Genomic DNA, 25520 nt, shown 5'->3' on the forward strand with positions numbered 1-25520 from the left:
GGATTGCGCCTTCAGTGCTAGGTCGTGCAGAGGAGGGGCTTCGCTCGCCTTATGCGTGACTGATGCGCAGGGTATGCAGAATGCTGCGGAAGGTCGGCGCAGGGTTTTCGCGCGACACCACGCGCAGTTCTTTGTCTTTGTGTCATCACCCAGCAGTGCATCCTTCGAGGGCTTGGAACCGCTGGCCGGGTTTTACCTGTCGAGCATGAGCCGCCGCGCACCCAGCCGCGTGGTCTGCCAGTCCAGCCTGTCGTAGAAGGCAAGCGCGGGCGCGTTATCGAGGTCGGCGAGCAGTTGCGCGCGGACGGCCCCCCGGTTGCGTGCCCAGTCCAGCACGGCATCGAGCAGGGCGCGTCCGAGTCCGTGCCCGCGCCAGTCTTCCCGCACCACCACGTCCTCGATCCAGGCTGAGGGCGCGCCTTCGGCAGTGGAGATCACCAATTGCGCCGTGGCCATGCCGACGGCCCGTGCGTCTTCGTCACGGGCGATCGCGATGTGGCCGGCGGACGAGGCGACCAGGGCGGCGAGACCGCGGCGCTGCTTGTCGGTGTCGGGCGTGAAATCCTGCTCGATGGAAAACAGCACGCCAAGCAAATCGATCAGTTCGGGAATGTCGGCTTCGCTGGCCGGGGTAATCGCGAACGATTTCATGTCTCGACCGGCGTGGGATAGACGATGGTGGCGAGGAAGCGGATCGGCAGGTTGATCAGATTTTCCGGGCCGTGCGGCACTTCGCCGCGGAAGCTCAGCGCGTCGCCGGGCGTCAGCAGATAGGTGTGCTGACCGTGGCGGTATTCCATGCGGCCTTCGAGCATGTAGAGAAACTCGGTGCCGGGGTGTTCGAACACCGGGAAGATCGCGTCGGGCGAATCGATGGTGATGAGGAAGGGTTCGAACAGCTTGGTCGGCCCCTGCTCGTGTGCCAGCAGGTGATAGGTATGACCACGCTTGGTTCCGCGCCGCACAACCTCCATGCCCTCGCCGTTTTTCACCAGCTGGGCGCTGCCTTCCGGAACGTCGTAGTTGCGGAACAGGGTGGAGAGCGAGACGCCGAGCGCCTGCGCCAGGCGGTGCAGGGCATCGAGGCTGGTGGCGGTCTGCGCGTTTTCGATTTTCGACAGCATGCCGCGGCTGATGCCGGCGCGGTCGGCGACTTCGGCAATGGTGAGGCCGTGGCGCTGGCGCAAGTCGCGGATGGCATTGCCGAGGTAGCGCTCCAGTGTGCCGCTTGCTGCGTCCGGTGCATCGGGGTCGAGGAGATCGGGTGGGGTGTCCATGGGCGAATTATGGCACGGCAAAATGATTCATATAAAGAATAATAGTTGACCCAAGTTAATCACATGATGCATGATATGAACAAATGTTTCATTGTGAGAAAACCTGATGGCTGCCTCCCGCCGCTACACCCTGACGCTGACCTGCCCCGACCGGGTCGGCATCGTTGCGGCCGTCAGCGGGCTGATCGCGCAGCATCAGGGCTGGATCGTCGAGGCCAGCCATCACGCCGACGAGCCGGCCCAGCGCTTTTTCATGCGCCAGGAAATCCGCGCCGACTCGCTGCCTTTCGACCTCGCCGCGCTGAAGGAAAAATTCGCGCCCATCGCAGATCAGTACGGAATGGACTGGCGCATCAGCGATTCGGCGGAGAAGAAACGGATGGTGGTGCTGGTGTCGAAGCAGGAGCACTGCCTGTATGACCTGCTGGCGCGCTGGCAGTCAAAGGAACTGGATGTCGACATCCCCTGCGTGATCTCCAACCACGCAAGCTTTCGCGGCCTCGTCGAGTGGCACGGTATTCCCTTCCATCATGTGCCGGTGATGCCCGACAACAAGGATGCCGCCTACGCCGAGGTGCAGCGCCTGTTCGAGGACGCGCGCGGCGATACCATGGTGCTGGCGCGCTACATGCAGATCCTGTCGCCCGAACTGTGCCGCGCCTATCCGGGGCGGATCATCAACATCCACCACAGCTTTTTGCCCAGTTTCGTCGGCGCCAAGCCCTATCACCAGGCCTATGCGCGCGGCGTGAAACTGATCGGCGCGACCTGCCACTATGTCACCGAGGACCTCGACCAGGGTCCGATCATCGAGCAGGACGTGATTCGCATCGACCACTCGGATTCGCCCGAGGACATGGTGCGATACGGCAAGGACATCGAGAAGACGGTGCTTGCGCGCGGCCTCAGATACCACCTCGAAGACCGCGTGCTGACCCACGGCAACAAGACCGTGGTGTTCCGCTAGGAGAATCGCATGCCCTGGAGACTGCTCCGCTTCGCGCTCTCGAACAAGCATCCTGAACCGCGGATGTTCACGCGCCACGACTCGCTCAAGCCGGCGTACGACGTCGTCATCATCGGTGGCGGCGGCCACGGCCTCGCGGCGGCCTACTACCTCGCGCGGGACCACGGCATCACCAATGTCTGCGTGCTCGAAAAGGGCTACCTCGGCGGCGGCAACACCGGCCGCAACACCACCATCATCCGTTCCAACTACCTGACGCCCGAGGGCGTGAAGTTCTACGACGAATCGGTGCGCCTGTGGCAGGACCTGGCGCAGGATTTCGACCTCAACCTGTTCTATTCCAACCGCGGCCACTTCACGCTGGCGCACACCGACGCGGCGCTGCGCACCAGCCGCTGGCGCGCCGAGGTGAACAAGCATTTCGGCATCGAATCCGAAGTGGTCGGTCCCGAGGCGGTGAAGAAGGCAGCGCCGATGATCGACCTCTCGTGCGGCGGCCACGCGCCCATCCTCGGTGCGCTGTATCACGCGCCCGGCGCGGTCGCGCGCCACGATGCCGTGGCCTGGGGCTACGGCCGCGGCGCCGACATGCGCGGGGTGGAAATCCACCAGCGCACCGAAGTGCTCGGCATCGATGTGGTCGGAGGCAAGGTCACCGGGGTGCGCACCAATCGCGGCAACATTTCCACCGGCAAGGTGCTATGCGCGGTCGCCGGCTCGACGCCGCGCGTCCTCGACATGGTCGGCATCCGCTCACCGATCTATGTTCATCCGCTGCAGGCCATGGTCAGCGAGCCGGTCAAGCCATGGCTCGATCCCATCCTGGTGTCCGGCAGCCTGCACGTCTACATCAGTCAGTCGGCGCGCGGCGAATTGATCATGGGTGCCTCACTCGATCCGTATGAAGTGCAAAGTACGCGTTCGACCTTCGATTTTCCCGAAGGCCTGTCGGCGCACATGCTCGACATGTTCCCCTTCCTGTCGAACGTCAAGGTGATGCGCCAGTGGGCCGGCATGGCGGACATGACGCCGGATTTCGCGCCCATCATGGGCCGGACGCCGGTCGAAGGCTTCTACCTCGACGGCGGCTGGGGCACCTGGGGCTTCAAGGCCACCCCCGTCTGCGGCAAAACGATGTCGTACACGGTGGCCAACGACCGCAACCACGACCTCATCACCGGCTTCACGCTCGACCGCTTCCGCAATTTCGAATTGACCGGCGAGAAGGGCGCCGCCTCGGTGGGCCACTGAGATGAAGATCATGACCTGCCCCGTCAACGGCCCGCGCGCCATTTCCGAATTCGCCTACGGCGGCGAGATCCGGCCCATGCCTGATCCAACGACCTGCAGCGACGACGCCTGGGCCGACTACATCTTCAATCGCAACGGCTCGCCGGGGGTGAAGCGCGAGTGGTGGTGCCATACGCCGTCCAACACCTGGTTCGTCGCCGAGCGCGACACTGCGCGCGACGTGGTGCTGCGCACCTATTTGTATGCGGAGGAAAGCTGAAATGCGCCTGCCTCCCCAGTCCTGTGAATGGGTAGACCGCAGCCAGCCGCTGGGCTTTCGATTCGAGGGCCGCGACTACAGCGGCTTTGCCGGCGATACGGTCGCCAGCGCGCTCGTCGCCAGCGGTGCCAGCGTGCTCGGCCGCTCGTTCAAGTACCACCGCCCGCGCGGTCTGCTGTCCGCCGCCAACCACGACGTCAACGCCTTGATGCAGTGGGGCGGCACCCCCAACGTCCGTGCCGACGCGACGCCATTGATCGCCGGCATGGATCTCAAGGCGGTGAACACGTTCGGCACGCTGGCGCGCGACCCCGGCAGCGCCCTCGGCTGGTTCTCGCGCCTGCTACCGGTCGGCTTCTACTACAAGGCCTTCCACAACAAGCGCCTGTTCCCGCTGTGGGAACGCATGTTCCGCGCCATGACCGGGCTCGGACGGGTCGATTTCGCCACGAAGCGGCTGCACACCCCCAAGCGCTACGGCTTCTGCGACGTGCTGGTGGTCGGCGGCGGGACTTCGGGATTGAGCGCCGCGCTGGCGGCGGCGGAACAGGGCGCGCAGGTGGCGCTGGTCGACGAAAACGCGCGGTTGGGCGGCAGCACCCACGGTGCCTCGGAACTGGTCGACAAGGTCATCGCCCATCCGCGCATCCGCGTCTTCACCGACGCCTATGCTGCCGGCTACTACGCCGATCACTGGGTGCCGCTGGTCGAGCGCGGCCGCATCACCAAGATGCGCGCCCATGCGGTCGTCGTCGCTGCCGGCGCTTTCGAGCAGCCGGCGGTGTTCCGCTGCAACGACCTGCCGGGCATCATGCTCGCCTCCGCTGCGCAGCGCCTGATCCGGCGCTACGCGGTCCGCCCGGCGCAGCGCGTGGTAGTGCTCGCAGCCAACGCCGACGCCTATCGCGCGCTGCAGGACTTTGCCGATGCCGGTATCGCTGTGACCGCGGTGATCGACCTGCGCGACAAGGTGCCGGGCGAGCAGGCCGCGCGGGTCGCGGCGCAGGGCATCCCGCTCTACAGCGGGCACTGCATCGTCGAGGCGCTCCCTGCCGCCGATGACAAGCGGGTGGCCAAGGTTCGCGTGGCGGCGCTGGGTGAAGCCGCAGTCGTTGCCGAGCTTGCCTGCGACGGGGTCTTCATGAGCGTCGGCTGGGCGCCTGCGGCGGCGCTGCTGTACCAGGCCGGGACGAAGATGCGCTACGACGACGGCGTCCATCAGTTCGTCCCTGGCCAGCTACCCGACGGCGTCTTCGCCTGCGGTCGCGTCAACGGCATTCACACCCCCGAATCCCGGCTTCTCGACGGCGAACGCGCGGGCAGTGCGGCGGCGGCCTATTGCGGCTTTGGCGAGGTGCGCGACATCGCGGTGAAGGCAGAGATGGAGTCCCCGACCCATCCCTGGCCCATCGTATCCCACGCCAAAGGCAAGAACTTCATCGACTTCGACGAGGACCTGCAGCTCGCTGACCTCGAGAACGCCATTCAAGAGGGCTTCGACAATATCGAATTAATGAAGCGCTTCTCGACCGTCGGCATGGGGCCGAGTCAGGGCAAGCACTCGAACATGAATGCGCTTCGCGTGCTGGCGCGTGCCACCGGTTCGACACCGGGTGCGGTCGGCACCACCACCGCGCGTCCCTTTTTCCATCCGGTGCCGATGTCGCATCTGGCCGGCCGCGGCTTTACGCCCGAGCGCCGCACCCCGATGCATCATCGGCACGCCGCGGCTGGCGCGGTGTGGATGCCGGCCGGCGTGTGGCAGCGCCCCGAGTACTACGCGGTTGCGGGGCAGTCGCGCGCGGCCTGCATCGAGGGCGAGGCGTTGGCGGTGCGCAACGGCGTCGGCCTGATCGACGTCGGCACGCTCGGCAAGCTGGAAATTCGCGGCCCGCAGGCGGCCGAATTCCTCGAGCGCGTCTACATCTCGAAGTACGCCGGTCTCAAGGTCGGCATGACGCGCTACGCAGTGATGTGCGACGAGTCCGGCGTGGTACTCGACGACGGCGTGGTGGCACGCCTGGCCGACGAGCATTTCTATTTCACCACCACAACATCGGGCGCGGCTGCGATCTACCGCGAGCTGTCGCGCTGGAATACGCTGTGGAAACTGGACTGCGGCATCGTCAACCTGACCGGCGCGATGGCGGCGATGAACCTCGCCGGGCCAAGGGCGAAGGCGGTGCTCGAAGGCCTGACCAATGTCGACCTGTCGCTGCCCTTCCTCGCGGTGCGCGAGGGAATGGTGTGCGGCGTGCCGGCACGGCTGATGCGGGTCGGCTTCGTCGGCGAGTGGGGCGTCGAAATCCACGTCCCCGCCGAGCACGGCGCCGCGGTATGGGATGCGCTGATGGAGGCAGGAAAAGCGCACGGCATCCGCCCCTTCGGCGTCGAGGCGCAGCGCCTGCTGCGGCTGGAAAAAGGCCACATCATCATCGGCCAGGACACCGACGGTCTCACCACGCCGGGCGAGGCGGGGCTCGACTGGGCGGTGAAGCTGGACAAAGCCTTCTTCGTCGGCCAGCGCAGCCTCATGGCCATTGCCGGTAAACCGCGCCGCCAGCAGCTGGTCGGCTTCATGCTGCCCGCCGGTCATCAGGGTGACGCGCCGAAGGAATGCCACCTGGTGATCGAAGGCGGCGAGATCGCCGGCCGCGTCACCAGTGTCGCCTGGTCGCCGAGCCTTGCCCGCCACATCGGCCTGGCCTACGTCCGTCCCGGAATGGATGCGGTGGACAGCAGTTTCACGATCCGTCTGTCGGACAAATCGCTGGTCACCGCCGGGGTGGTGAAGACGCCCTTCTACGACCCCGACAATCTGCGCCAGAAAGAAACGACATGAGCGCGATCACTTTTGAAAACGTCTCGCACACACCGCGTGCCGGCGTGAAGGGCCCGGGCGCCGCCGCCTGGCTCGCTGCCCTCGACCTCCCGGTGCCGCGGGCGCCCAACAGCTGGCTGCCGCTGCCCGGCGGGCTGATCGCCCGCCTCGGCCTCACCGAATTCCTCGTCGAGGGATCGGAGGCTGCGAAGCTCGCCGCACCGCTCGCGCCCGGTGTTTATCCGGTGCTGCGTCAGGACACGGCGCTGGTTCTGCACGGCGCGCGCCTCAACGAGCTGCTGCTGGAAACCTGTAGCGTCGATTTCCGCGCGCTCGATCTGTCCACCCGTCCGGTGGTGCTGACCTCGATGGTCGGCGTCGGCGCCACCGTCATTCCGGGTGAGGAAGGCGGCATGCCGTGTTGCCACATCTGGTGCGACAGCACCTACGGCGAATGGTTTTTCGAAACGCTGACCGACGTCGCCGGCGAACTCACGCAATCCAGCCAACCACGCCATCAGGGGGCCACATCATGAATCTTGCAGAAGCCAAAAAATTCCTCGCCAAGAACAACGTCAAATCCGTGCTGGCCCAGTTCGTGGATATTCACGGCACGGCCAAGGCCAAGTCGGTGCCGGCCTCGCACTTCGAGGACATCCTCAACGCCGGCGCCGGTTTTGCCGGCTTTGCGGTGTGGGGGCTGGGCATCGAGCCGCACGGCCCCGACTACATGGCGGTCGGCGATCTTTCCACGCTGTCGCTGGTGCCCTGGCAGCCCGGCTATGCGCGCATCGTTTGCGACGGCCACGTGCATGGCAAGCCCTGGGATTTTGATGCGCGCGTCACGCTGAAGAAGCAGATCGCCCGGCTGGACAAACTGGGCATGAGCCTGATGACCGGCCTCGAACCCGAGTTCTCGCTGCTCAAACGCAGCGTGACGGGCAAGATCGTGCCGTGCGAGGACAGCGACACGCTCGCCAAGCCCTGCTACGACTACAAGGGCCTGTCGCGCTCGCGCGGCTTTCTCGACAAATTGGTGGAGAGCCTGGTCGCGGTCGGCATCGACGTCTACCAGGTCGACCACGAGGACGCCAACGGCCAGTTCGAGATCAACTACACCTACGAGGATTGCCTGACCTCGTGCGACCACTACATCTTCTTCAAGATGGCAGCCGCCGAGATCGCCAGCGAGATGGGCCTGATCTGCTCGTTCATGCCCAAGCCCTTCGCGAACCGCCCGGGCAACGGCATGCACATGCACATGAGCCTGTCGGACGGCAAGCAGAACCTGTTCCTCGACAAGAAGGACAAGCGCGGCCTCGACCTCTCGCCGCTGGCCTACCAGTTCGCCGCCGGCCTGCTCAAGCACGGCCCGGCGCTGGCTGCAATTTGCGCGCCGACGGTGAACTCCTACAAGCGCCTGGTCGTCGGCCGCTCGCTGACCGGCGCGACCTGGGCGCCGGCCTACATCAGCTACGGCGACAACAACCGCTCGTCGATGGTGCGCATCCCCGGCGGCCGGCTGGAACTGCGCCTGCCCGACGGCGCCTGCAACCCCTACCTCGCCACCGCCGCGGTGATCGCCGCCGGCCTCGACGGCATCGAGCACAAGCTCGATCCGGGCGAGCCGCACAACGTCAACCTCTACGAACTGTCGGCCGCCGAACTGAAAAAGGAAAAGATTTCCATCCTGCCGCAGAACCTGCACGAGGCACTGACCGCCCTGGAGAAGGACAAGGTGATCCGCGACGCGCTGAGCCCGGTTGCCGACGAGTTTCTCCGGCTCAAGCACATGGAATGGGTCGAGTACATGCGCCACGTCTCCGAGTGGGAAATCGAAAGTTATCTGGAATTTTTCTGAAAGGACTTGAGCCATGTGTGGAATCGTTGGACTGCTGGTGAAGAAGCCGGCACTGAGACCCCGCCTCGGCGAGTTGATGGTGCCGATGCTGATCGGCATGACCGAGCGCGGCCCCGATTCGGCCGGGCTCGCCGTGTTCACTGAACCGCTGGCGGAAACCATGCGCAAGATCAGCCTGTACTCCGGAATGAGCGAGGAAGGCGCGGACTTCAACTGGCTCGGCCTTGGCCATGAACTGAAGGCGCATCTTGGAATTGAGGCGACGATCGCGGCGCAGGGTAACCACGCCATCCTAACCGCCGCCATCGCGCCGGAACCGGTCAAGCGCTGGATCAGGGAGCGTTACCCGAAGCTGCACATCCTCTCCACCGGGCGCTCGATCGACCTCTACAAGGACATTGGCACGCCGGGCGAGGTGGCTGCGCGCTATGCCTTCAGCGGCCTGGCTGGCAGCCATCTGGTTGGTCACACGCGGATGGCGACCGAATCGGCGGTAACGCCGGACCGCGCCCACCCGTTTACCGCCGGCGAGGATTTCTGCCTGGTGCACAACGGCTCGCTGTCGAATCCCTACGGCGTGCGCCGCATGCTGGAGCCACACGGTATCCGATTCGAAACCGACAACGATACCGAGGCCGCCTGCCGCTTCCTCGAATGGCGACTGCGCGAAGGCGATGACCTGGAAACCGCGTTGCAGAAAGGCTTCGAGGAACTGGACGGTTTCTACACCTTCCTCATGGGCACCGCCGACAAGCTGGCGCTGATCCGTGACCCCTTCGCCTGCAAGCCGGCGGTGGTGGCGGAAACCGACGACTACGTGGCGATCGCCTCCGAATTCCGTTCGCTGGCGCATCTGCCCGACATCAAGCACGCCACGGTATTCGAGCCGGCACCCGAGGAGATGTACGTATGGAACGCATGAGCTTCGACCTTGCGCAGGTGACGCTGCGCGAGCTGAATTCCTTCCTGCATAAGGAAGCTCCGGCCAAAGGTGTGCACCAGGTCGTGGTGGCGAACCCTGACGGCGCGCACAACATCGCCGTTGGCCTCGACTGTCCGGTCGACGTTGAAGTGCACGGGCATGCCGGCTACTACGCCGGCGGCATGAACAAGACCGGCACGGTCACGATCTTCGGAAGCGCCGGTACCGGCGTGGCCGAGAACATGATGTCGGGGCGCGTGCACGTCAAGGGCTTCGCCTCCAACGGCGCCGGCGCCTCGATGCACGGCGGCCTGCTGGTGATCGACGGCGACGCCGGCCTGCGCTGTGGCATCTCCTTGAAGGGCGGCGACATCGTCGTCGGCGGCTCAGTCGGCAGCTTTTCCGCCTTCATGGCGCAGGCCGGGCGCATGGTGGTCTGCGGCAACGCCGGTGATGCGCTCGGCGATTCGCTGTATGAAGCCGTGCTCTACGTGCGTGGCAGCATCAAGTCGCTTGGCGCCGACGCGCAGATCGAGCCGATGACCGAAGCCGACTACGCCACCGTCAAGGAACTGCTCGACGCGGCGGGCATGCAGCACGACCCGCACGACTTCAAGCGCGTGGCCTCGGCCCGCAGCCTTTATCACTGGAACGCCGACGCGGATCAGGAGTACTGACATGAGCAGCAACGAACACCCCGCCAAACCTGTCGTCAAGGAAGAATCCTTCGGCTACGACCGCAAGACCATCGACTACATCCGCAACGCGGCGGCGCACGGCCTGTATGAAATCCGCGGCATGGGTGCCAAGCGCGCACTGCCGAATTTCGACGACCTGGTCTTCCTCGGCGCCTCGCTGTCGCGCTACCCGCTCGAGGGCTATCGCGAGAAGTGCTCGACCAAAACCGTGCTCGGCACCCGCTTTGCGACCAAGCCGATCGAGCTCGAGATTCCCATCACCATCGCCGGCATGAGCTTCGGCTCGCTGTCGGCCAACGTGAAGGAAGCGCTGGGGCGTGCCGCGAGCGAAGTCGGCACCTCGACCACGACCGGCGACGGCGGCATGACGCAGGAAGAGCGACAGTCGTCGAAGACCCTGGTCTACCAGTGCCTGCCTTCGCGCTATGGCTTCAACCCGGACGACGTGCGCCGCGCCGACGCCATCGAGATGGTGATCGGCCAGGGTGCCAAGCCCGGCGGCGGCGGCATGCTGCTGGGGCAGAAAGTGTCGCCGCGCGTCGCCGCCATGCGCACGCTGCCGGCCGGCATCGACCAGCGCTCGGCCTGCCGCCATCCCGACTGGACCGGCCCCGACGATCTGGCGATCAAGATCCACGAGATGCGTGAACTGACCGACTGGGAGAAGCCGATTTACGTCAAGGTCGGTGCCACGCGCACCTTCAACGACGTCAAGCTTGCGGTGCATTCCGGCGCCGACGTCGTCGTGGTCGACGGCATGCAGGGCGGCACCGCCGCCACCCAGACCTGCTTCATCGAGCACGTCGGCATCCCCACCCTGGCGGCGCTGCGCCAGGCGGTGGATGCGCTGGAAGACCTGAACATGAAGGGCAAGGTGCAGCTCATCGTCTCCGGCGGCATCCGCAGCGGCCCCGACGTCGCCAAGGCACTGGCGATGGGTGCCGACGCCGTGTCGATCGGCCAGGGCGTGCTGATCGCCTTGGGCTGCAACCATGACAGCTACTGGCAGGACGGCGCACATCATGACGCCACAACGGATTACGCTGCCCTCGGCACCGCCCCCGGCTACTGCCACCACTGCCACACCGGCAAGTGCCCGGTCGGCATCACCACCCAGGATGCGGTGCTCGAGCAGCGGCTGACCCCCGAGGTCGGCGCGCGGCATCTGAAGAACTACCTGAAGACGCTGAACATGGAGTTGACGACCATCGCGCGCGCCTGCGGCAAGCAGAATGTCCACCACCTCGAGCCGGAGGACCTGGTCGCGCTGACCATCGAGGCTGCCGCGATGGCGCGTGTGCCTCTGGCCGGGACAGCGTGGATTCCCGGCGTAACCGGGTGCTGATGATTTCCTAGAACCCTGCGGACGGCAGCGTGGCGCGCTTGTCGTTATTTCTCAATGGCCCGAAAAAAAGCATTGGGGTTTTCGCCAATGCTTTCCGCATGTATCGGGTGCCTTCACGCGTTCGGATTGCGAGCCCCCTGGTGAATCTTTCCGCACGGCTTTTCTTATTCGTTGACGCCAAATCGGTGCGGCCATGCACCAAAAGAATGCTCGGATCAGACCTCGCGGATACGCAAGAGCGCTCAATTATTTCTTTACATTCATGCAGATAAACGGAGAGTGCTGCTATGGCACGGCGGTTGCTTATTGGCTGTTGAGTATTACGAATATTCACTCTGGTAATACCCATCACCTAGGAGCCCACCATGAACCTGAAGCACATCCGAAGCACCCTCAAGACGCTTTTCACCCGGCTGCTGATTCCGCTCGCTGCCGTGATGACCCTCACGGCCCACGCCGCCCAACCCCTCAAAATCGGCTACAGCGACTGGCCCGGCTGGGTTGCCTGGCAAGTCGCCATCGACAAGGGCTGGTTCAAGGAAGCCGGCGTGCCGGTGACGTTCGAGTGGTTCGACTACACGGCGTCCATGGATGCCTTCGCTGCCGGCAAGATCGACGCTGTGACCATGACCAACGGCGATGCGCTCGTCACGGGTGCGGCAGGCGGCAAGAGCGTCATGATCCTGATCAACGACTACTCCAACGGCAACGACATGATCATCGGCAAGCCGGGTGTCCGTACCCTCAAGGACCTGAAGGGCAAGAAGGTCGCGGTGGAGATGGGATTCGTCGAGCACCTGCTGCTGCTCAACGGTCTGAAGAAAGCCGGCATGAAGGAGTCCGACGTCACGCTGGTGAACGCGAAGACCAATGAGATGCCGCAAATGCTGGCATCCGGCGCCGTCGCTGCCGTGGGTGCTTGGCAGCCGATTTCCGGCCAGGCGATCAAGTCGGTTCCGGGCGCGCGTCCGATCTATACGTCTGCCGACGAACCCGGCCTGATCTACGACGTGCTGGCTGTCAATCCGGCGAGCGCCAAGCAACGCCGCGCCGACTGGGTCAAGGTCGTGAAGGTGTGGGACCGCGTGGTGAAATACATCAACGATCCCAAGACCCAGCCCGATGCGGTGAAGATCATGGCCGCCCGTGTCGGCGTGTCGCCCGAAGCCTATCTGCCGCTGCTCAAGGGCACCAAGCTCCTGACCCTCGACGAGGCGAAGAAAATCTACGTCAAGGGCGATGGCTTCAAGACGCTGTACGGCTCGACCAAGATCGCGGATGAGTTCAACGTCGCCAACGAGGTGTACAAGAAGGCCGAGGACGTGAACAGCTATCTCGACGCGTCCTTTACCTTCGCCAAGTAAGCCGGGGCGCGAAGCGGAAATGAGCCTGATCGCCATGCTGACCGGAACCGACGAGCGCAAGCGCGTGCTGCTGGCGGTCGGTTCGTTTCTGCTGCCCCTGTTCGTCTGGTGTTTGGTGAGCTATGTCCCGTTCATCTGGCACCCCAAGGTCGAGGTCACCGTTCCCGGTGGCATCGACTATTTTCAGGTCGGCATGCTGGTCGACAAGCCGCAGTTCGACGACGAGGTGGCCTACGCGCGCGAACAGAACCTGGCGCTTCCGGCCGGCAAGCCGGCCAACCCCATTTACCTGCCTGCGCCGCACGAAGTGGCGCAGGCTTTCTACACCGGCTTCACCAAGATGCCTGTGCAAAAAGATGCACCGTGGCTGCACGAAAGCCTGTGGCACAGCATCCAGATCATTTTCTGGGGCTTTCTGATCTCGTCCATCATTGGCGTGCCGCTCGGCATCCTCGCCGGGACCTACGCCAGTTTTGGACGCCTGACTGAGCCCTTCATCGAATTCTTCCGCTATCTGCCCGCACCCGCTTTCGGCGCGCTGGCGGTGGCCGTGCTGGGCATCTACGACGGTCCCAAGATCGCGATCATCGTCATCGGCACCCTGTTCCAGCAGGTGCTCATCGTCGCCAACACCACGCGCAAGCTCGAAGTCACCATCGTCGAGGCGGCGCGCACCCTGGGCACCCGCGGCGTCAAGCTGCTTACCAAGGTGGTGGTTCCCGGCATCCTCCCGGACCTCTATCGCGATCAGCGTATTTTGCTGGGCTGGGCGTGGACCTACCTGATCGTCGCCGAACTCATCGGCACCAGCTCGGGCATCACCTTCTACATCACCCAGCAGGCGCGCTACCAGAACTTCGACAACGTCTACGCCGCGATCATGATCATCGGCATCATCGGTTTCGGCACCGACCTGATCCTGGCCCGCTTCGGTCGCCGCCTGTTCCCCTGGGATCGCAGCCAGGATCGCCGCTGAGAGGGCAAGCCATGAACGATCAGAACCTGCCCAGCTACCTGGATCAGTCGGAGGCCGTGAGGGCGCGCTTCGACCGGATCAACCAGCGTGAGACCATTCTCGAAGTGCGCGGCCTCGGCAAGCGCTACCGCTCGCCCCAAGGCGAGACCGAGGCGCTGCGCGGGATTGACTTCAGCGTCCGCCGGCGCGAATTCGTCTGCGTCATCGGCCCCTCCGGCTGCGGCAAGTCGACCCTGATCCGCATTCTCGCCGGGCTGGAAGATCACACCTCCGGCGATGTGCTGCTCGACGGCAAGCCGGTCACCGGACCGGGGCAGGACCGAGGCATGGTGTTCCAGGGCTATTCGCTGTTTCCCTGGCTGACGGTAAAAAAGAATGTGATGTTCGGGCCGCAGATGAATGGCCGCAGCCACGACGAGGCGGAGCGGGATGCCCGAACCTGGCTGGAACTGGTTGGCCTGGACAAGTTCGCCGACGCCTATCCGCATCAGCTGTCCGGCGGTATGCGCCAGCGCGTCGCCATCGCCCGAGCGCTGGTCAACCAGCCTCGCATCCTGCTGATGGATGAGCCTTTCGGCGCGCTCGACGCCCAGACCCGCTCGAAGATGCAGTCGCACCTGATCGACATCTGGAAAAACATCGACGTCACGGTGCTGTTCATCACCCACGATCTCGATGAGGCGATCTACCTGGCCGACCGCATCCTGGTGCTGAAGGCCCATCCCGGCGAGGTGCAGGAAGTGATCGAGGTGTCGGTGCCGCGGCCCCGCTCGCCGGGCCAGTTCAACTCGTCGGAATTTCGTGCCACCAAGGCGCGCCTGGAGGAGCTGATCCATCCGGCACCGGAACCGCTGCCGGAAGACGAGCAGGCGGTGAAACCGCACATGATTCGCTTCACCGACGTGCACGACAACGTCGAGTAAGAGGCTCACTATGCGCTGGTCCGATCTCACCTGGTCCGAAATCCCAGACGTGCTGGCCCGTTGCGGGCAGGCCGCCATCCTGCCGGTGGGCGCCACCGAGCAGCACGGCCCGCATCTCGGCTGCGGCGTCGACTTCGTGATCGCCGAGCAGCTGTGCGCCGCCGTCGCCGCACAGACCGGCGTGCCCATGCTGCCGACGCTGCCGTACGGCTGTTCGCTCGGCCACAGCCGGCGCTGGCCTGGCACAATCGCGCTGCAGCCGATCACCCTCATTGAAGTCGTCAAGCAGGCTGGCGACTGGGCCTATCACAGCGGCATCCGTCGCCTGTTCATCGTCAACGCGCACGTCACCAATGCCGCGCCGCTGCGCTGCGCGCTGGAGATGCTGCGCGCCGAGCACGACGACCTGATGGTCGCGGTGATCAATACCGCGACGCTTAGCGAGCGGGTGCGCCAGTTCCACTCGGCCGACGCCGCCGACTGGCACGCCAACGACGCCGAGGCCTCGATCATGCTGTCCATCGCCCCGGCGGGCGTGCGCCCGGACAAGCTGGCTGAGGCCGACGATCCGGACCGCACCTGCGGCTGCGTCTTCGCGCATCCCGTGAATCGCACCAGCCTCAACGGGGTCACCGGCACGCCCAGCCTTGCCAGCGCGGAGAAAGGTCAGCAGTGGTTCGACTGGCTGGTGGAAGACCTCGCCGCACTGGTTCGCACAGGCAGTGTGGAGACGCCGCCGCTCGACCATTCCTATTTCGGGGACATTGTCTCCGCTACAAACCGATAGACAAGGACGCATCATGAATACGATCGACGACACCGCCGTGCTGGAAAAACCGGACACCGGTACCCATCATCCGGCCGAGGCAACCGCGCAACTGCAGCGCGAGCTGACCGACAAGGGCGTGAAATACTGCATCGGCGCCTACGTCGACATACACGGTGTGCCCAAGGCCAAGGTCGTGCCGATCGCCCACCTCGGCCAGATGGCCAAGGGCTCCGAGCGCTACACCGGCTATGCGCTGGACGGCCTCGGCCAGGCGCCGAACGACGACGAACTGACCTCGGTGCCGGACCTCGACCGCGCCATCCAGTTGCCGTGGGAGCCGAAGATCGCCTGGATTCCGGCCGACAACCATTTCCAGGGCAAGCCCTATGCGCTCAACACCCGGGTCGCGCTGAAGAACCAGCTCGCCGAGGCGGCCGAGCTGGGCTACGGCATGAACCTCGGCATCGAGTGCGAGGTGTTTCTGCTCAGGCAGGATGCCGACGGCAGCCTGTCGGTGCCGGTCGCCGATGACAAGCTGACCAAGCCCTGTTACGACGTGCGCGGCTTCGTCGACAACTTCTCCTGGCTCGACAAGATGGCCACCTCGATCAACGATCTTGGCTGGGACCTGTATTCCTTCGACCACGAGGACGCCAACGGCCAGTTCGAGTTCGACTTCAACTACGCCGATGCGCTGACCACCTGCGACCGGCTGACTTTCTTCCGCTTCATGGCCAAGCACTACGCCAAGGAAGAGGGGCTCCTCGCCACCATGATGCCCAAGCCCTTCGCCGACAAGACCGGCAACGGCGCCCACTTCAACATGTCGCTCTATGATCTCGCGAGCGGCCAGAACCTGTTCGCCTGCGCCCCCGAGGACGACCCCCACGGCATTGGTCTGACTCCGCTCGGCTACAGTTTTGTCGCCGGCATCCTCAAGCACGGCCGCGCCCTGTGCGCCGTGTTCGCGCCGACCGTGAACAGCTACAAGCGCCTGGTCCGGCGCGGCGCCATGAGCTACTTTTCCTGGGCCCCGGTGTTCAACTCCTGGGGCTCCAACAACCGCACCAACTCGGTCCGGATCCCGGCCGGCGGCGGGCGCTGCGAATCGCGCAACGCCGACGGTGCGGTCAATCCCTATCTGGCCGCGACCCTGGTGCTGGCCGCCGGACTGGAAGGTGTTCGCGAAGGGCTGAATCCGGGCAACCCGAACGAGGACAATCTGTACGCGATCAGCGAGGAAGAACGCAACGCGCGCGGCATCGAGTTTCTGCCGCAGACCCTGCAGGAGGCGGTCGCCGCTTTTGCTGCCGACCCGCTGGTCGAGGCCACCCTGGGCCGCGAACTGCGCGACGAATTCATCCGTTACAAGACCGAGGAGTGGGAGGCCTACCACCTCTCCGTCTCCAAGTGGGAAGTGGAACGCTACAGCTACATGTTCTGAGCCGATCATGAAGATGAGCCTGGAAAAGCCCGCCACCCTGGTCAGCCGGATCAGCGTCTCGCTGCCGCCCGACCTGCTTGCGGAACTCGACCATATGGTCGAGAGCCGCGGCTACGGCAGCCGCTCGCAGGCGATCGGTGAGATGGTCAACTACCAGCTCGCCGAGCACAAGCGGTCGCTCGGAAGCGAGGTCATGGCCGGTACGCTGACGCTGCTCTACAATCGCGACACGCGTGGCCTGCAGGGCAAGCTGGCGGACATTCAGTACCAGCACATCGCCGAAGTCATCAGCTCGCTGCACGTGCACCTCTCCGAAGACCAGATGCTGGAGGTGCTTCTGGTTCAGGGCCCAGCCACCCAGCTCCAGGCCATCGCCGATGAGATGATTGCCCTGCGCGGCGTCATCACCGGCCACCTGAAACTGCTGGCGGCGGTCATCCCGCCCCTGCATGCCCCTGCAAGCGATACGAAAGAATAGCCATGGATCATCCCGAACTTCTCATCGACAACCCGCCTGTTTCGGCACCGGTCGACGTGCCCGAGCATTGGCGCCGCTTCGCCCCCGACCTGCCCGAGGACAAGGTGCTGTTCTCCGAACTGGTGCCCGGCGGCGGCCATTGGTCCTATCGCCTGCCGCGCGGCACTACGCTGCGGATCACTGCGCTCGACGCCGGGGCCAACCTGTCGCTGGTGCTGTATTCGGCGCAGGAAAAACTCGAGCGTTACAACATGCCCGATTCGCTCAAGGCCCAGCACACCGCGCACTACACGCGCGGCCACGTGCTGATGAGCGACATGGGCCGGGCCATGGCCTCGTTCACGGCCGACAGCCTGGGCTGGCACGACCCGCTCGGCATGCTGCTCGACAACCGCCTGATGCATGAAAAATACGGCGAGCATTCCTACCAGGCCAACCGCAACGGCATGACGCGTTCCGGCCGCGACGGCCTGCTGATCGAGATCGGAAAATACGGCCTGGCCAAGCGCGATCTGGTGGCGCCGGTCAATGTCTTCAGCAAGATCACGGTCGACGACGAAGGGCGCTTCCGCTTCGTGCCCGACCATGCCCAGGCCGGCGACTTTGTCGACCTGCGCATGGACATGGACGTGCTGGTCGCGTTTTCCGCCGCGCCGCATCCGCTCAACCCGGCGCCGGTTTATCCGGCCTGCAAGGTCGGTCTGGCCGTGTGGCGCTCCGGCCCTGCGCCCAGGGACGACTACTGCCGCGGCTTTCGCCCAGAGAACGCGCGCGCCCTGCACAACACCGATATGCTCTACCTGACCTGAGGCACCTGCCATGACTACTGCCGCCATTCGCATCCAGGAAAGCACGCTCGCCCCCGAGGCTGCCGTGCTCGACCACACCCTGCCCGCCGGTGAACCCTACCTGCTGGCGATCGACAAGGGCCAGACGCTGCGCATCGTCGACCTCGAAGGCAATCAGGCCGTCGACGTCATCTTCTACAACCGCGACGACGGCGCCGAGCACTACAGCGCCACCGAAACCATCCTGCGCCAAGGCGGCATCTACCTGACCACCGGCTCAGTGCTGTACAGCGACGACGGCAACCCCATGCTGACCATCGTCGCCGACACCTGCGGTCGCCACGACACCCTCGGCGGCGCCTGCGCGGCCGAGAGCAACACGGTGCGCTACGCCTTGCAGAAAAAGTTCATGCACAGCTGCCGCGACAATTACCTGACGGCGCTGCAGCATGCCGACATCGGCCTGGGCAAGCGTGACCTGGTGCCCAACATCAACTTCTTCATGAACGTGCCGGTGACCGAAGCGGGTGACCTGAGCTTCGCAGACGGTGTCTCGGCGCCCGGAAAGTACGTCGAACTGCGCGCCGAAATGAACCTGTGGATGCTGGTCTCCAACTGTCCCCAGCTCAACAATCCCTGCAACGCCTACAATCCGACACCGGCCCGGTTCCTCCTCTGGAACCCGCAATAAATCCGGCCCGGGACGACCCGGGCCGGCCGTGTATAGATGCGGGACGCCCCGCACCAGGTAAACGATGTTCAAGAAAGTCCTGATCGCCAACCGCGGCGCCATCGCCTGCCGCATCATCCGCACCCTGCGCCGCTTGGGGGTGAAGTCGGTCGCTGTCTATTCCGAGGCCGATCGCCACAGCCTGCACGTACGCCTCGCCGACGAAGCAGTGGAAATCGGCCCGGCCCCGGCGGCGCAGAGCTACCTGCGCGCCGAGAAAATCCTCGAAGCTGCGCAGGCCACCGGCGCCCAGGCGATTCACCCCGGCTACGGCTTCCTCTCCGAGAACCCTGGCTTCGCCGAGGACTGTGCAGCGGCCGGCATCGCCTTCATCGGCCCCAGCCCAGACCAGATGCGCGCCTTCGGACTCAAGCACACTGCGCGCGATCTGGCCGAGCACAACCAGGTGCCGCTGCTGCCGGGCTCGGGATTATTGAGTGACACCGGCCACGCCCAGGCCGAAGCCGCGCGCATCGGCTACCCGGTGATGCTGAAGAGTACCGCCGGCGGCGGCGGCATCGGCATGCGGCTGATCTGGAGTGCCGACGAGCTGGTGGAAGCCTTCCAGTCGGTCGAGCGGCTGGCGCGTGCCAACTTCAAGGAGGCGGGCATCTTCCTGGAAAAATACGTTGAGCACGCACGCCACATCGAAGTGCAGATCTTCGGCGACGGCAAGGGGCACGTGGTCGCGCTGGGCGAGCGCGACTGTTCGGTGCAGCGGCGCAACCAGAAGGTCATCGAGGAAACCCCCGCGCCGGGCCTCACCGATCTGCAACGCAAACAATTGCTCGCCACCGCCGTGCGCCTCGGCGAGGTGGTCGGCTATCGGTCCGCCGGCACGGTCGAGTTCGTCTACGACACCTTGAGCGGTCAGTTCTACTTCCTGGAAGTGAACACGCGGCTGCAGGTCGAGCACGGCGTCACCGAGGAAGTCACCGGCGTCGATCTGGTCGAGTGGATGGTGAAAGAGGCCGCCGGCGAACTGAATCTATCTGGATTCAAGGCCGAACCCCAAGGCGCGTCGATGCAGGTGCGACTCTACGCCGAAGACCCGGGCAAGGACTTCCAGCCCGCCGCCGGCGTATTGACCGAACTGGTGTTCCCGCAGGGTGCGCGGATCGAGACCTGGGTCGAGCGCGGCGCCGAGGTGCCGCCGTTCTACGACCCGATGGTGGCGAAGCTCATCGTCAAGGGTCGTGACCGCACCGAGGCGCTGGAAAAAATGCAGCAGGCGCTGGCGAATACCCGCATCGCCGGAATCGAGACCAACCTCGGTTACCTTGGCCAGATCGTGCGCGATGCGGTGTACGTGGAAGGGCGCCAGACCACGCGTTATCTGAATGCCTTCCGCTACCATCCCGCGACTGTCGACGTCATCGAACCTGGGGTGCAGTCGAGTATCCAGGACTGGCCGGGCCGCACCGGCTACTGGGACGTCGGCGTGCCGCCGTCGGGGCCGATGGATGCGCTGGCGCTGCGGCTCGCCAATCGCCTGGCCGGCAACGCCGAAGGAATGGCTGCGCTCGAGTTGACCGTCGCCGGCCCCACGCTTCGCTTCAACTGCGACGCAGTGATCGCGCTCGCCGGCGCCGAGATGGGCGCCGAACTCGACGGGGTGCCGTTGGCCAACTGGGCTGCGCATGCGGTGAAGGCCGGTTCGATCCTCAAACTCGGCGCGATCAAGGACACCGGCTGCCGCGCCTACCTCGCGGTGCGCGGCGGTTTTGACGTGCCGGATTATCTCGGCAGCAAATCGACCTTCACGCTCGGCCAGTTCGGCGGCCACGCCGGGCGCACGCTGCGGGTCGGCGATGTGCTGCATGTTTCAGCATCGGAATCCGCGGTCAGCGAGAATACGCTGCCCGCCGCGCTGATCCCCGCCTACACCCACGCGTGGGAAATCGGCGTGCTCTACGGCCCGCACGGCGCGCCGGATTTTTTTACCGACGCCGACATCGGGATGTTCTTCGCCACCGACTGGGAGGTCCATTACAACTCTAGTCGCACTGGCGTTCGACTGATCGGTCCGCGTCCAGAATGGGCGCGCAAGGACGGCGGTGAAGCCGGTCTGCATCCGTCCAACATCCACGACAACGCCTACGCTATCGGTGCGGTCGACTTCACCGGCGACATGCCGGTGATCCTCGGGCCTGACGGCCCCAGCCTCGGCGGCTTCGTCTGCCCGGCGACCATCGTGCAGGCCGAGCTGTGGAAGATGGGCCAGCTGCGTCCCGGCGATACGGTGCGCTTCAAGCGCCTCTCGCAGACGCAGGCCGAACAGATGGAAGCGACGCAGGATGCCGCCATCGCCAGCCTCGCTGCCCCGGCCGCGCCTGTATTGATCGCAGATAACGGGCCGCTCGCCGAGCCGGTGCTGCACCGCACGCCCGAAACCGATAACCCCGTCGCCGTCGTCTACCGCCGCGCCGGCGACAAGTACCTGCTCATCGAATACGGCCCGCTGGTGCTCGACCTCAACCTGCGCTTCCGCGTGCATGCGCTGATGACGCATCTCCAGGCGATGGCCGTGCCGGGCAGCCTCGACCTCACCCCCGGTATCCGCTCGCTGCAGGTGCACTACGATTCGCGCGTGCTGCCGCTGAGCAAATTGATGGACCTGCTGCTGACCGCGGAAAAGGCACTGCCCGCGATCGAGGACATGCAGGTGCCGACCCGCATCGTTCACATCCCGCTGTCGTGGGACGACGCTGCGACCAAATTGGCCATCGAGAAGTACATGCAGTCGGTGCGCAAGGATGCGCCCTGGTGCCCCTCCAACATCGAGTTCATCCGCCGCATCAACGGCCTCGACTCCATCGAAGAAGTGAAGCGGATCGTCTTCGACGCCAGCTACCTGGTGATGGGCCTGGGTGACGTCTACCTCGGTGCGCCGGTGGCCACCCCGGTCGACCCGCGCCATCGCCTGGTCACCACCAAGTACAATCCCGCCCGCACCTGGACCCCGGAAAACGCCGTCGGCATCGGCGGCGCCTATATGTGCGTGTACGGCATGGAAGGCCCCGGCGGCTACCAGTTCGTCGGCCGCACGCTGCAGATGTGGAACCGCTGGCGGCAGACCGCCGACTTCACCGACGGCAAGCCGTGGTTGCTGCGCTTTTTCGACCAGGTGCGCTTCTTCCCGGTGAGCGAAGAAGAGCTGCTGAAAATCCGCGAGGATTTCCCGCTCGGCCGCTACCAGCTGAAGATCGAGGAAACCACCTTCAGCCTGCGCGAATACAACCAGTTCCTCGCCGACAACAGCACGTCCATCACCGCCTTCAAGACGCAGCAACAGGCCTCGTTCGACGCCGAGCGCGAGCGCTGGCGGGAAAGCGGCCAGGCCGAGTACGCCAGCGACCTGACGGTGGCCGAAGCCGCGCCCGACAGCGAACTCGACCTGCCGGAAAATGGCCGCGCCATCGCCAGCCATGTCGCCGGCAACGTGTGGAAGGTGGAAGTGGAGGAGGGCACCAAGGTGAAGCAGGGCGACCCGCTCGTCATCGTCGAATCGATGAAGATGGAATTCGCCGTGATGGCGCCGTGCGACGGCCGCATCCACAAGGTGTTCTGCCGCGAGGGCGGGCAGGTGTCCGCCGGGCAGGACCTGCTGGTGCTGGTGAGCGAGTGAGGAATAGACAATGAAACCATCGCTCGACATCGCCACCCTGCGCCAGCGCTATCAGTCGGGCGAACTCACGCCGCTTGCACTGGTGGACGATCTGCTCGGCCGGCTGGGCAGCGAAGACAGCCACGCCATCTGGATCAGCCGTCTCGACGCCGACACCCTGCGGGCCTATGCAAGGAAGCTCGAAGGCCAGGACATCGCGATCCTGCCGCTCTACGGCATCCCCTTCGCCATCAAGGACAACATCGATCTCGCCGGCCTGCCCACCACCGCCGGCTGCCCGGAGTATGCGTATACGCCTGAGCGACACGCGACCGTCGTTGCGCGCCTGATCGATGCCGGCGCGATTCCGCTGGGCAAGACCAATCTCGATCAGTTCGCCACCGGATTGAACGGCACCCGTTCGCCCTACGGCGCCTGCCGCAACGCCTTCAATCCCGATTTCATTTCCGGCGGTTCCAGTTCCGGCTCGGCCGTCGCCGTGGCGCTGGGACTCGTCAGCTTCAGCCTCGGCACCGATACCGCCGGCTCCGGCCGCGTGCCCGCCGCGTTCAACCAACTGGTCGGCCACAAGCCGAGCTGCGGCGCGCTCTCCACCCGCGGCGTGGTGCCCGCGTGCCGCTCGCTCGATGCGGTGTCGATCTTCGCGCTCACCGCCGAGGACGCCGAGCGCGTGCTGGCGGTCGCTGCCGGCTTCGACGCCGAGGACGAATATTCGCGCCCGCTGGCGCCGCACGGATTCGACTTCGGCCGCGCGCCCGGCTTCCGTTTCGGCGTGCCGATGCAGAAAGATCTGGAATTCTTCGGCAATGCCGAGGCGGAGCAGCTGTTCGGCGAAGCGGTGGCCAGGATGACATCGCTCGGCGGCACGCCGGTGGAAGTCGACCTCGCCCCCTTCCTCGACACCGCGCACCTGCTCTACGGCGGCCCCTGGGTCGCCGAGCGCTATCTCGCCATCCGGGATTTCTTCGACGCGCAACCCGAGAACGTCTTCCCGCCGGTGCGCGAGATCATCGCCGGCGGCCGCGATATCAGCGCCGCCGACACCTTCGCACACCTCTACACGCTGCGTTCACTCAAACGGATTTGCGATGCGGTGTGGAACGACATCGACGTCATGCTCACCCCCACTGCCGGCACGATCTATCGTGTGGACGAAATGCAGGCCGACCCCATCCGCCTCAACGCCAACCTGGGCTATTACACCAATTTCATGAACCTGCTCGATCTGGCCGCCACCGCCGTGCCGGCCGGGTTCCAGAACGACGGCCTGCCGTTCGGCGTTACCCTCGTCGCGCCGCCGCACCAGGACGGTCCGTTGCTGCATTTGGCCTCCAGAATGCAGCAGGCGTTGGGCGGCAAGCTCGGCGCCGCCGATCACGCGCTGCCGCTTGCCGAGAAACTGAATCTGTTGCCGGACGGCCAGGTCCGGGTCGCCGTCGTCGGCGCCCACCTCTCCGGCCTGCCGCTCAATCACCAGCTCACCGAGCGCAACGCGCGTTTGGTGGGTGCGGCACAGACCGCGCCAACATACCGCTTCTATGCCCTGCCGGACGGCAAGCGCCCCGGCCTCATCAAGGTGGAAGCGGGCGGCGCATCGATCGCCTGCGAAGTCTGGGAAATGCCCAGCAGCCAGTTCGGTTCCTTCGTCGCAGGCATTCCCGCGCCGCTCGGCATCGGCAAGCTGGAACTCGCCGATGGATCGGTGGTGAGCGGGTTTATCTGCGAAGGCATCGGCGTGGCCGATGCGAAGGACATCACGGCGTTCGGGGGATGGCGGGCGTGGTGTCGTGTTTCAACACCCGATTGACGGTTCGTGATCAGAACTCTTCTCTACTCACGCAGGTTGAGGAAGCTCGCCGCCGACCAGAAACAGATCCGCCTCGAAGCCATGGATCGTCCGGTTGTGCCCGGCGCTGAACTTGGCGTGGCTGCCAGTCAGTTCGCACAGCCATGACTCTTTTGATACCGGCTCGTTGTCCGGCAGGGCATCAGGGGTGAACAAGGCAACATTCACGCCGCCCTCGGAATCGCGCGCGGAGAGATACTCGAATGCCTCGATGCCGGCCTGTCGCATCTTCGAACCCAGTTCCTGAGTGGCGGCATAGTTGGAAGGGTGGGTGAGCTGTTTCTTGTGTGTTGCAAAGGGCGGCGCATGGAGCTGCAGGCCTCGCTCGGTTCGGTATTCTGCCTCCAGCATCGTGTGCTGGGTGACCAGTTTGTCCTCGGGCGGCACCGTCATGCCCTGCCAGAAGACGAAGCGGTAATAGGCCGCCTCGGCCAGCACGGTATTCAAGCCCAGCGAGCCGTAGAACAGGCTCGGCTCGATACGCGACCCGAAGCGTGAGCCATGTTTCAGGGGCGGGTAGCGGAAGGGCGTGGCGAGCAGGTAATGTAGCCTTTCCGTCCCCACACGACGGGGCGGCTTGGTGGCTTCCAGCAGTTCTTCCAGCACGGCCTGGCGCTCTAGCGAGCTGACCAGCTGAGTGGTGGCGACTTCTTCCTGACTCTCGACCAGGCGGAGCAAACGGCCGGAAATCAGGCCTGCGGTTGCCTTTGCAAGGCAGGCATCCCAGTCGACCACTTACAGCTTGCCCCGCATGGCGTCCAGATATTCGAGCACGCTGACAAGACCTTGCACGGTCTTGACCTGCTCTGCGGGAACGCCGCCGGTGTGGCGGTTTTCCGTGTTCATCCAGTGACGCATTTCCTTCTGGCCGCCGCCGACCAATACATAGAGCGCGCGGTAGCAGCGTATGAACAGCAGCGCGAGTTCGCCGGCCTTGCTGTCGGGATCGATCCGTCCCCGGCTGACCACCGTGCGGTCCTTGCCGATGATTTCCCCAAGGTCGGCCTGACTCATGCCGAGGAATTTGCCGGCATTGCCGAATGCCTCGGACAGCACGCTGACCCTGTCTGCATCCTGGGCGAGTGCGAGATTCATGGCCGCTCCTTGCTGGGTAAAAATGTTATATACGCACAATATAGCAAAAATTATGTAATAAGCACATTAATTAAAGGG

Annotated in this window: 23 protein-coding genes; 19 read left to right on the forward strand and 4 right to left on the reverse strand. The window is 64.9% G+C overall.

Annotation, left to right across the window (positions count from 1 at the left end):
* Positions 1-192: 192 nt before the first annotated feature.
* On the reverse strand, positions 193-651 hold the full coding sequence (locus tag Q8R61_RS09105; RefSeq protein WP_305536422.1) for a GNAT family N-acetyltransferase: 459 nt from the start codon (positions 649-651) through the stop codon (positions 193-195).
* A complete protein-coding gene (locus Q8R61_RS09110) occupies positions 648-1277 on the reverse strand; it encodes an XRE family transcriptional regulator (protein WP_305536424.1) in 630 nt (209 codons plus the stop codon). The genes Q8R61_RS09105 and Q8R61_RS09110 overlap by 4 nt, the downstream gene beginning before the upstream one ends.
* A gap of 106 nt (positions 1278-1383) precedes the next feature.
* Between Q8R61_RS09110 and purU the strand changes: the two genes are divergently transcribed.
* The 19 genes from purU to atzF all read left to right on the forward strand — a co-directional run bounded on the left by purU (position 1384) and on the right by atzF (position 24308).
* Entirely contained in the window at positions 1384-2244 is an 861-nt protein-coding gene (gene purU / locus Q8R61_RS09115) for a formyltetrahydrofolate deformylase (RefSeq protein WP_305536426.1), read from the forward strand.
* Between the two features lie 9 nt (positions 2245-2253).
* Positions 2254-3495 (forward strand): FAD-dependent oxidoreductase, encoded by a 1242-nt coding sequence (locus Q8R61_RS09120; RefSeq protein ID WP_305536428.1) that lies wholly within the window; start codon positions 2254-2256, stop codon positions 3493-3495.
* A 1-nt stretch (position 3496) separates the two neighbouring features.
* Positions 3497-3754 carry a sarcosine oxidase subunit delta gene (locus Q8R61_RS09125; protein WP_305536429.1) on the forward strand — a complete coding sequence of 86 codons (258 nt, stop codon included), beginning with the start codon at positions 3497-3499 and terminating at the stop codon, positions 3752-3754.
* A gap of 1 nt (position 3755) precedes the next feature.
* Positions 3756-6596 carry an FAD-dependent oxidoreductase gene (locus Q8R61_RS09130; RefSeq protein WP_305536431.1) on the forward strand — a complete coding sequence of 947 codons (2841 nt, stop codon included), beginning with the start codon at positions 3756-3758 and terminating at the stop codon, positions 6594-6596.
* Positions 6593-7111, forward strand: a complete 519-nt coding sequence (locus Q8R61_RS09135; protein ID WP_305536433.1) for a hypothetical protein — start codon at positions 6593-6595, stop codon at positions 7109-7111. The genes Q8R61_RS09130 and Q8R61_RS09135 overlap by 4 nt, the downstream gene beginning before the upstream one ends.
* Entirely contained in the window at positions 7108-8436 is a 1329-nt protein-coding gene (glnT, locus tag Q8R61_RS09140; RefSeq protein ID WP_305536434.1) for a type III glutamate--ammonia ligase, read from the forward strand. The genes Q8R61_RS09135 and glnT (Q8R61_RS09140) overlap by 4 nt, the downstream gene beginning before the upstream one ends.
* A 13-nt stretch (positions 8437-8449) precedes the next feature.
* Complete coding sequence (locus tag Q8R61_RS09145; RefSeq protein WP_305536436.1) at positions 8450-9358, forward strand: amidophosphoribosyltransferase; 909 nt, start codon at positions 8450-8452, stop codon at positions 9356-9358.
* A complete protein-coding gene (locus tag Q8R61_RS09150; protein ID WP_305536438.1) occupies positions 9346-10035 on the forward strand; it encodes a protein glxC in 690 nt (229 codons plus the stop codon). The genes Q8R61_RS09145 and Q8R61_RS09150 overlap by 13 nt, the downstream gene beginning before the upstream one ends.
* A 1-nt stretch (position 10036) precedes the next feature.
* A complete protein-coding gene (locus Q8R61_RS09155) occupies positions 10037-11401 on the forward strand; it encodes an FMN-binding glutamate synthase family protein (RefSeq protein WP_305536440.1) in 1365 nt (454 codons plus the stop codon).
* Positions 11402-11766: 365 nt separating this feature from the next.
* Positions 11767-12765, forward strand: coding sequence for an ABC transporter substrate-binding protein (locus Q8R61_RS09160; protein WP_305536442.1), 999 nt, complete (start codon positions 11767-11769; stop codon positions 12763-12765).
* 19 nt (positions 12766-12784) lie between these two features.
* Positions 12785-13741 carry an ABC transporter permease gene (locus Q8R61_RS09165; RefSeq protein WP_305536444.1) on the forward strand — a complete coding sequence of 319 codons (957 nt, stop codon included), beginning with the start codon at positions 12785-12787 and terminating at the stop codon, positions 13739-13741.
* Positions 13742-13752: 11 nt separating this feature from the next.
* Positions 13753-14664, forward strand: coding sequence for an ABC transporter ATP-binding protein (locus tag Q8R61_RS09170; protein WP_305536446.1), 912 nt, complete (start codon positions 13753-13755; stop codon positions 14662-14664).
* Positions 14665-14674: 10 nt separating this feature from the next.
* Positions 14675-15451 (forward strand): creatininase family protein, encoded by a 777-nt coding sequence (locus Q8R61_RS09175; protein ID WP_305536448.1) that lies wholly within the window; start codon positions 14675-14677, stop codon positions 15449-15451.
* A 13-nt stretch (positions 15452-15464) separates the two neighbouring features.
* Positions 15465-16877, forward strand: coding sequence for a type III glutamate--ammonia ligase (gene glnT, locus Q8R61_RS09180; RefSeq protein WP_305536450.1), 1413 nt, complete (start codon positions 15465-15467; stop codon positions 16875-16877).
* A 7-nt stretch (positions 16878-16884) separates the two neighbouring features.
* Positions 16885-17355, forward strand: a complete 471-nt coding sequence (gene nikR, locus Q8R61_RS09185) for a nickel-responsive transcriptional regulator NikR (protein ID WP_305536452.1) — start codon at positions 16885-16887, stop codon at positions 17353-17355.
* A gap of 2 nt (positions 17356-17357) precedes the next feature.
* The gene (locus Q8R61_RS09190) at positions 17358-18164 is read left to right on the forward strand and encodes an urea amidolyase associated protein UAAP1 (protein WP_305536454.1); all 807 of its coding nucleotides are present in this window, start codon (positions 17358-17360) and stop codon (positions 18162-18164) included.
* A gap of 10 nt (positions 18165-18174) precedes the next feature.
* A complete protein-coding gene (locus Q8R61_RS09195) occupies positions 18175-18834 on the forward strand; it encodes an urea amidolyase associated protein UAAP2 (protein ID WP_305536456.1) in 660 nt (219 codons plus the stop codon).
* 64 nt (positions 18835-18898) lie between these two features.
* Positions 18899-22501, forward strand: coding sequence for an urea carboxylase (uca, locus tag Q8R61_RS09200; RefSeq protein WP_305536458.1), 3603 nt, complete (start codon positions 18899-18901; stop codon positions 22499-22501).
* Positions 22502-22511: 10 nt separating this feature from the next.
* Positions 22512-24308: an allophanate hydrolase gene (atzF, locus tag Q8R61_RS09205; RefSeq protein WP_305536460.1), complete on the forward strand. Its 1797-nt coding sequence runs from the start codon at positions 22512-22514 to the stop codon at positions 24306-24308.
* A gap of 27 nt (positions 24309-24335) precedes the next feature.
* On the opposite strand, the gene Q8R61_RS09210 is transcribed toward atzF, so the two are convergent.
* Together Q8R61_RS09210 and Q8R61_RS09215 are read right to left on the reverse strand one after the other, a co-directional pair.
* Positions 24336-25082: an RES family NAD+ phosphorylase gene (locus Q8R61_RS09210; RefSeq protein WP_305536462.1), complete on the reverse strand. Its 747-nt coding sequence runs from the start codon at positions 25080-25082 to the stop codon at positions 24336-24338.
* Positions 25083-25442, reverse strand: a complete 360-nt coding sequence (locus Q8R61_RS09215; protein WP_305536464.1) for an MbcA/ParS/Xre antitoxin family protein — start codon at positions 25440-25442, stop codon at positions 25083-25085.
* Positions 25443-25520: the final 78 nt, after the last annotated feature.

Origin of the sequence: Thiobacillus sp. (assembly GCF_030696885.1) — a bacterium.
Classification (GTDB): domain Bacteria; phylum Pseudomonadota; class Gammaproteobacteria; order Burkholderiales; family Thiobacillaceae; genus Thiobacillus.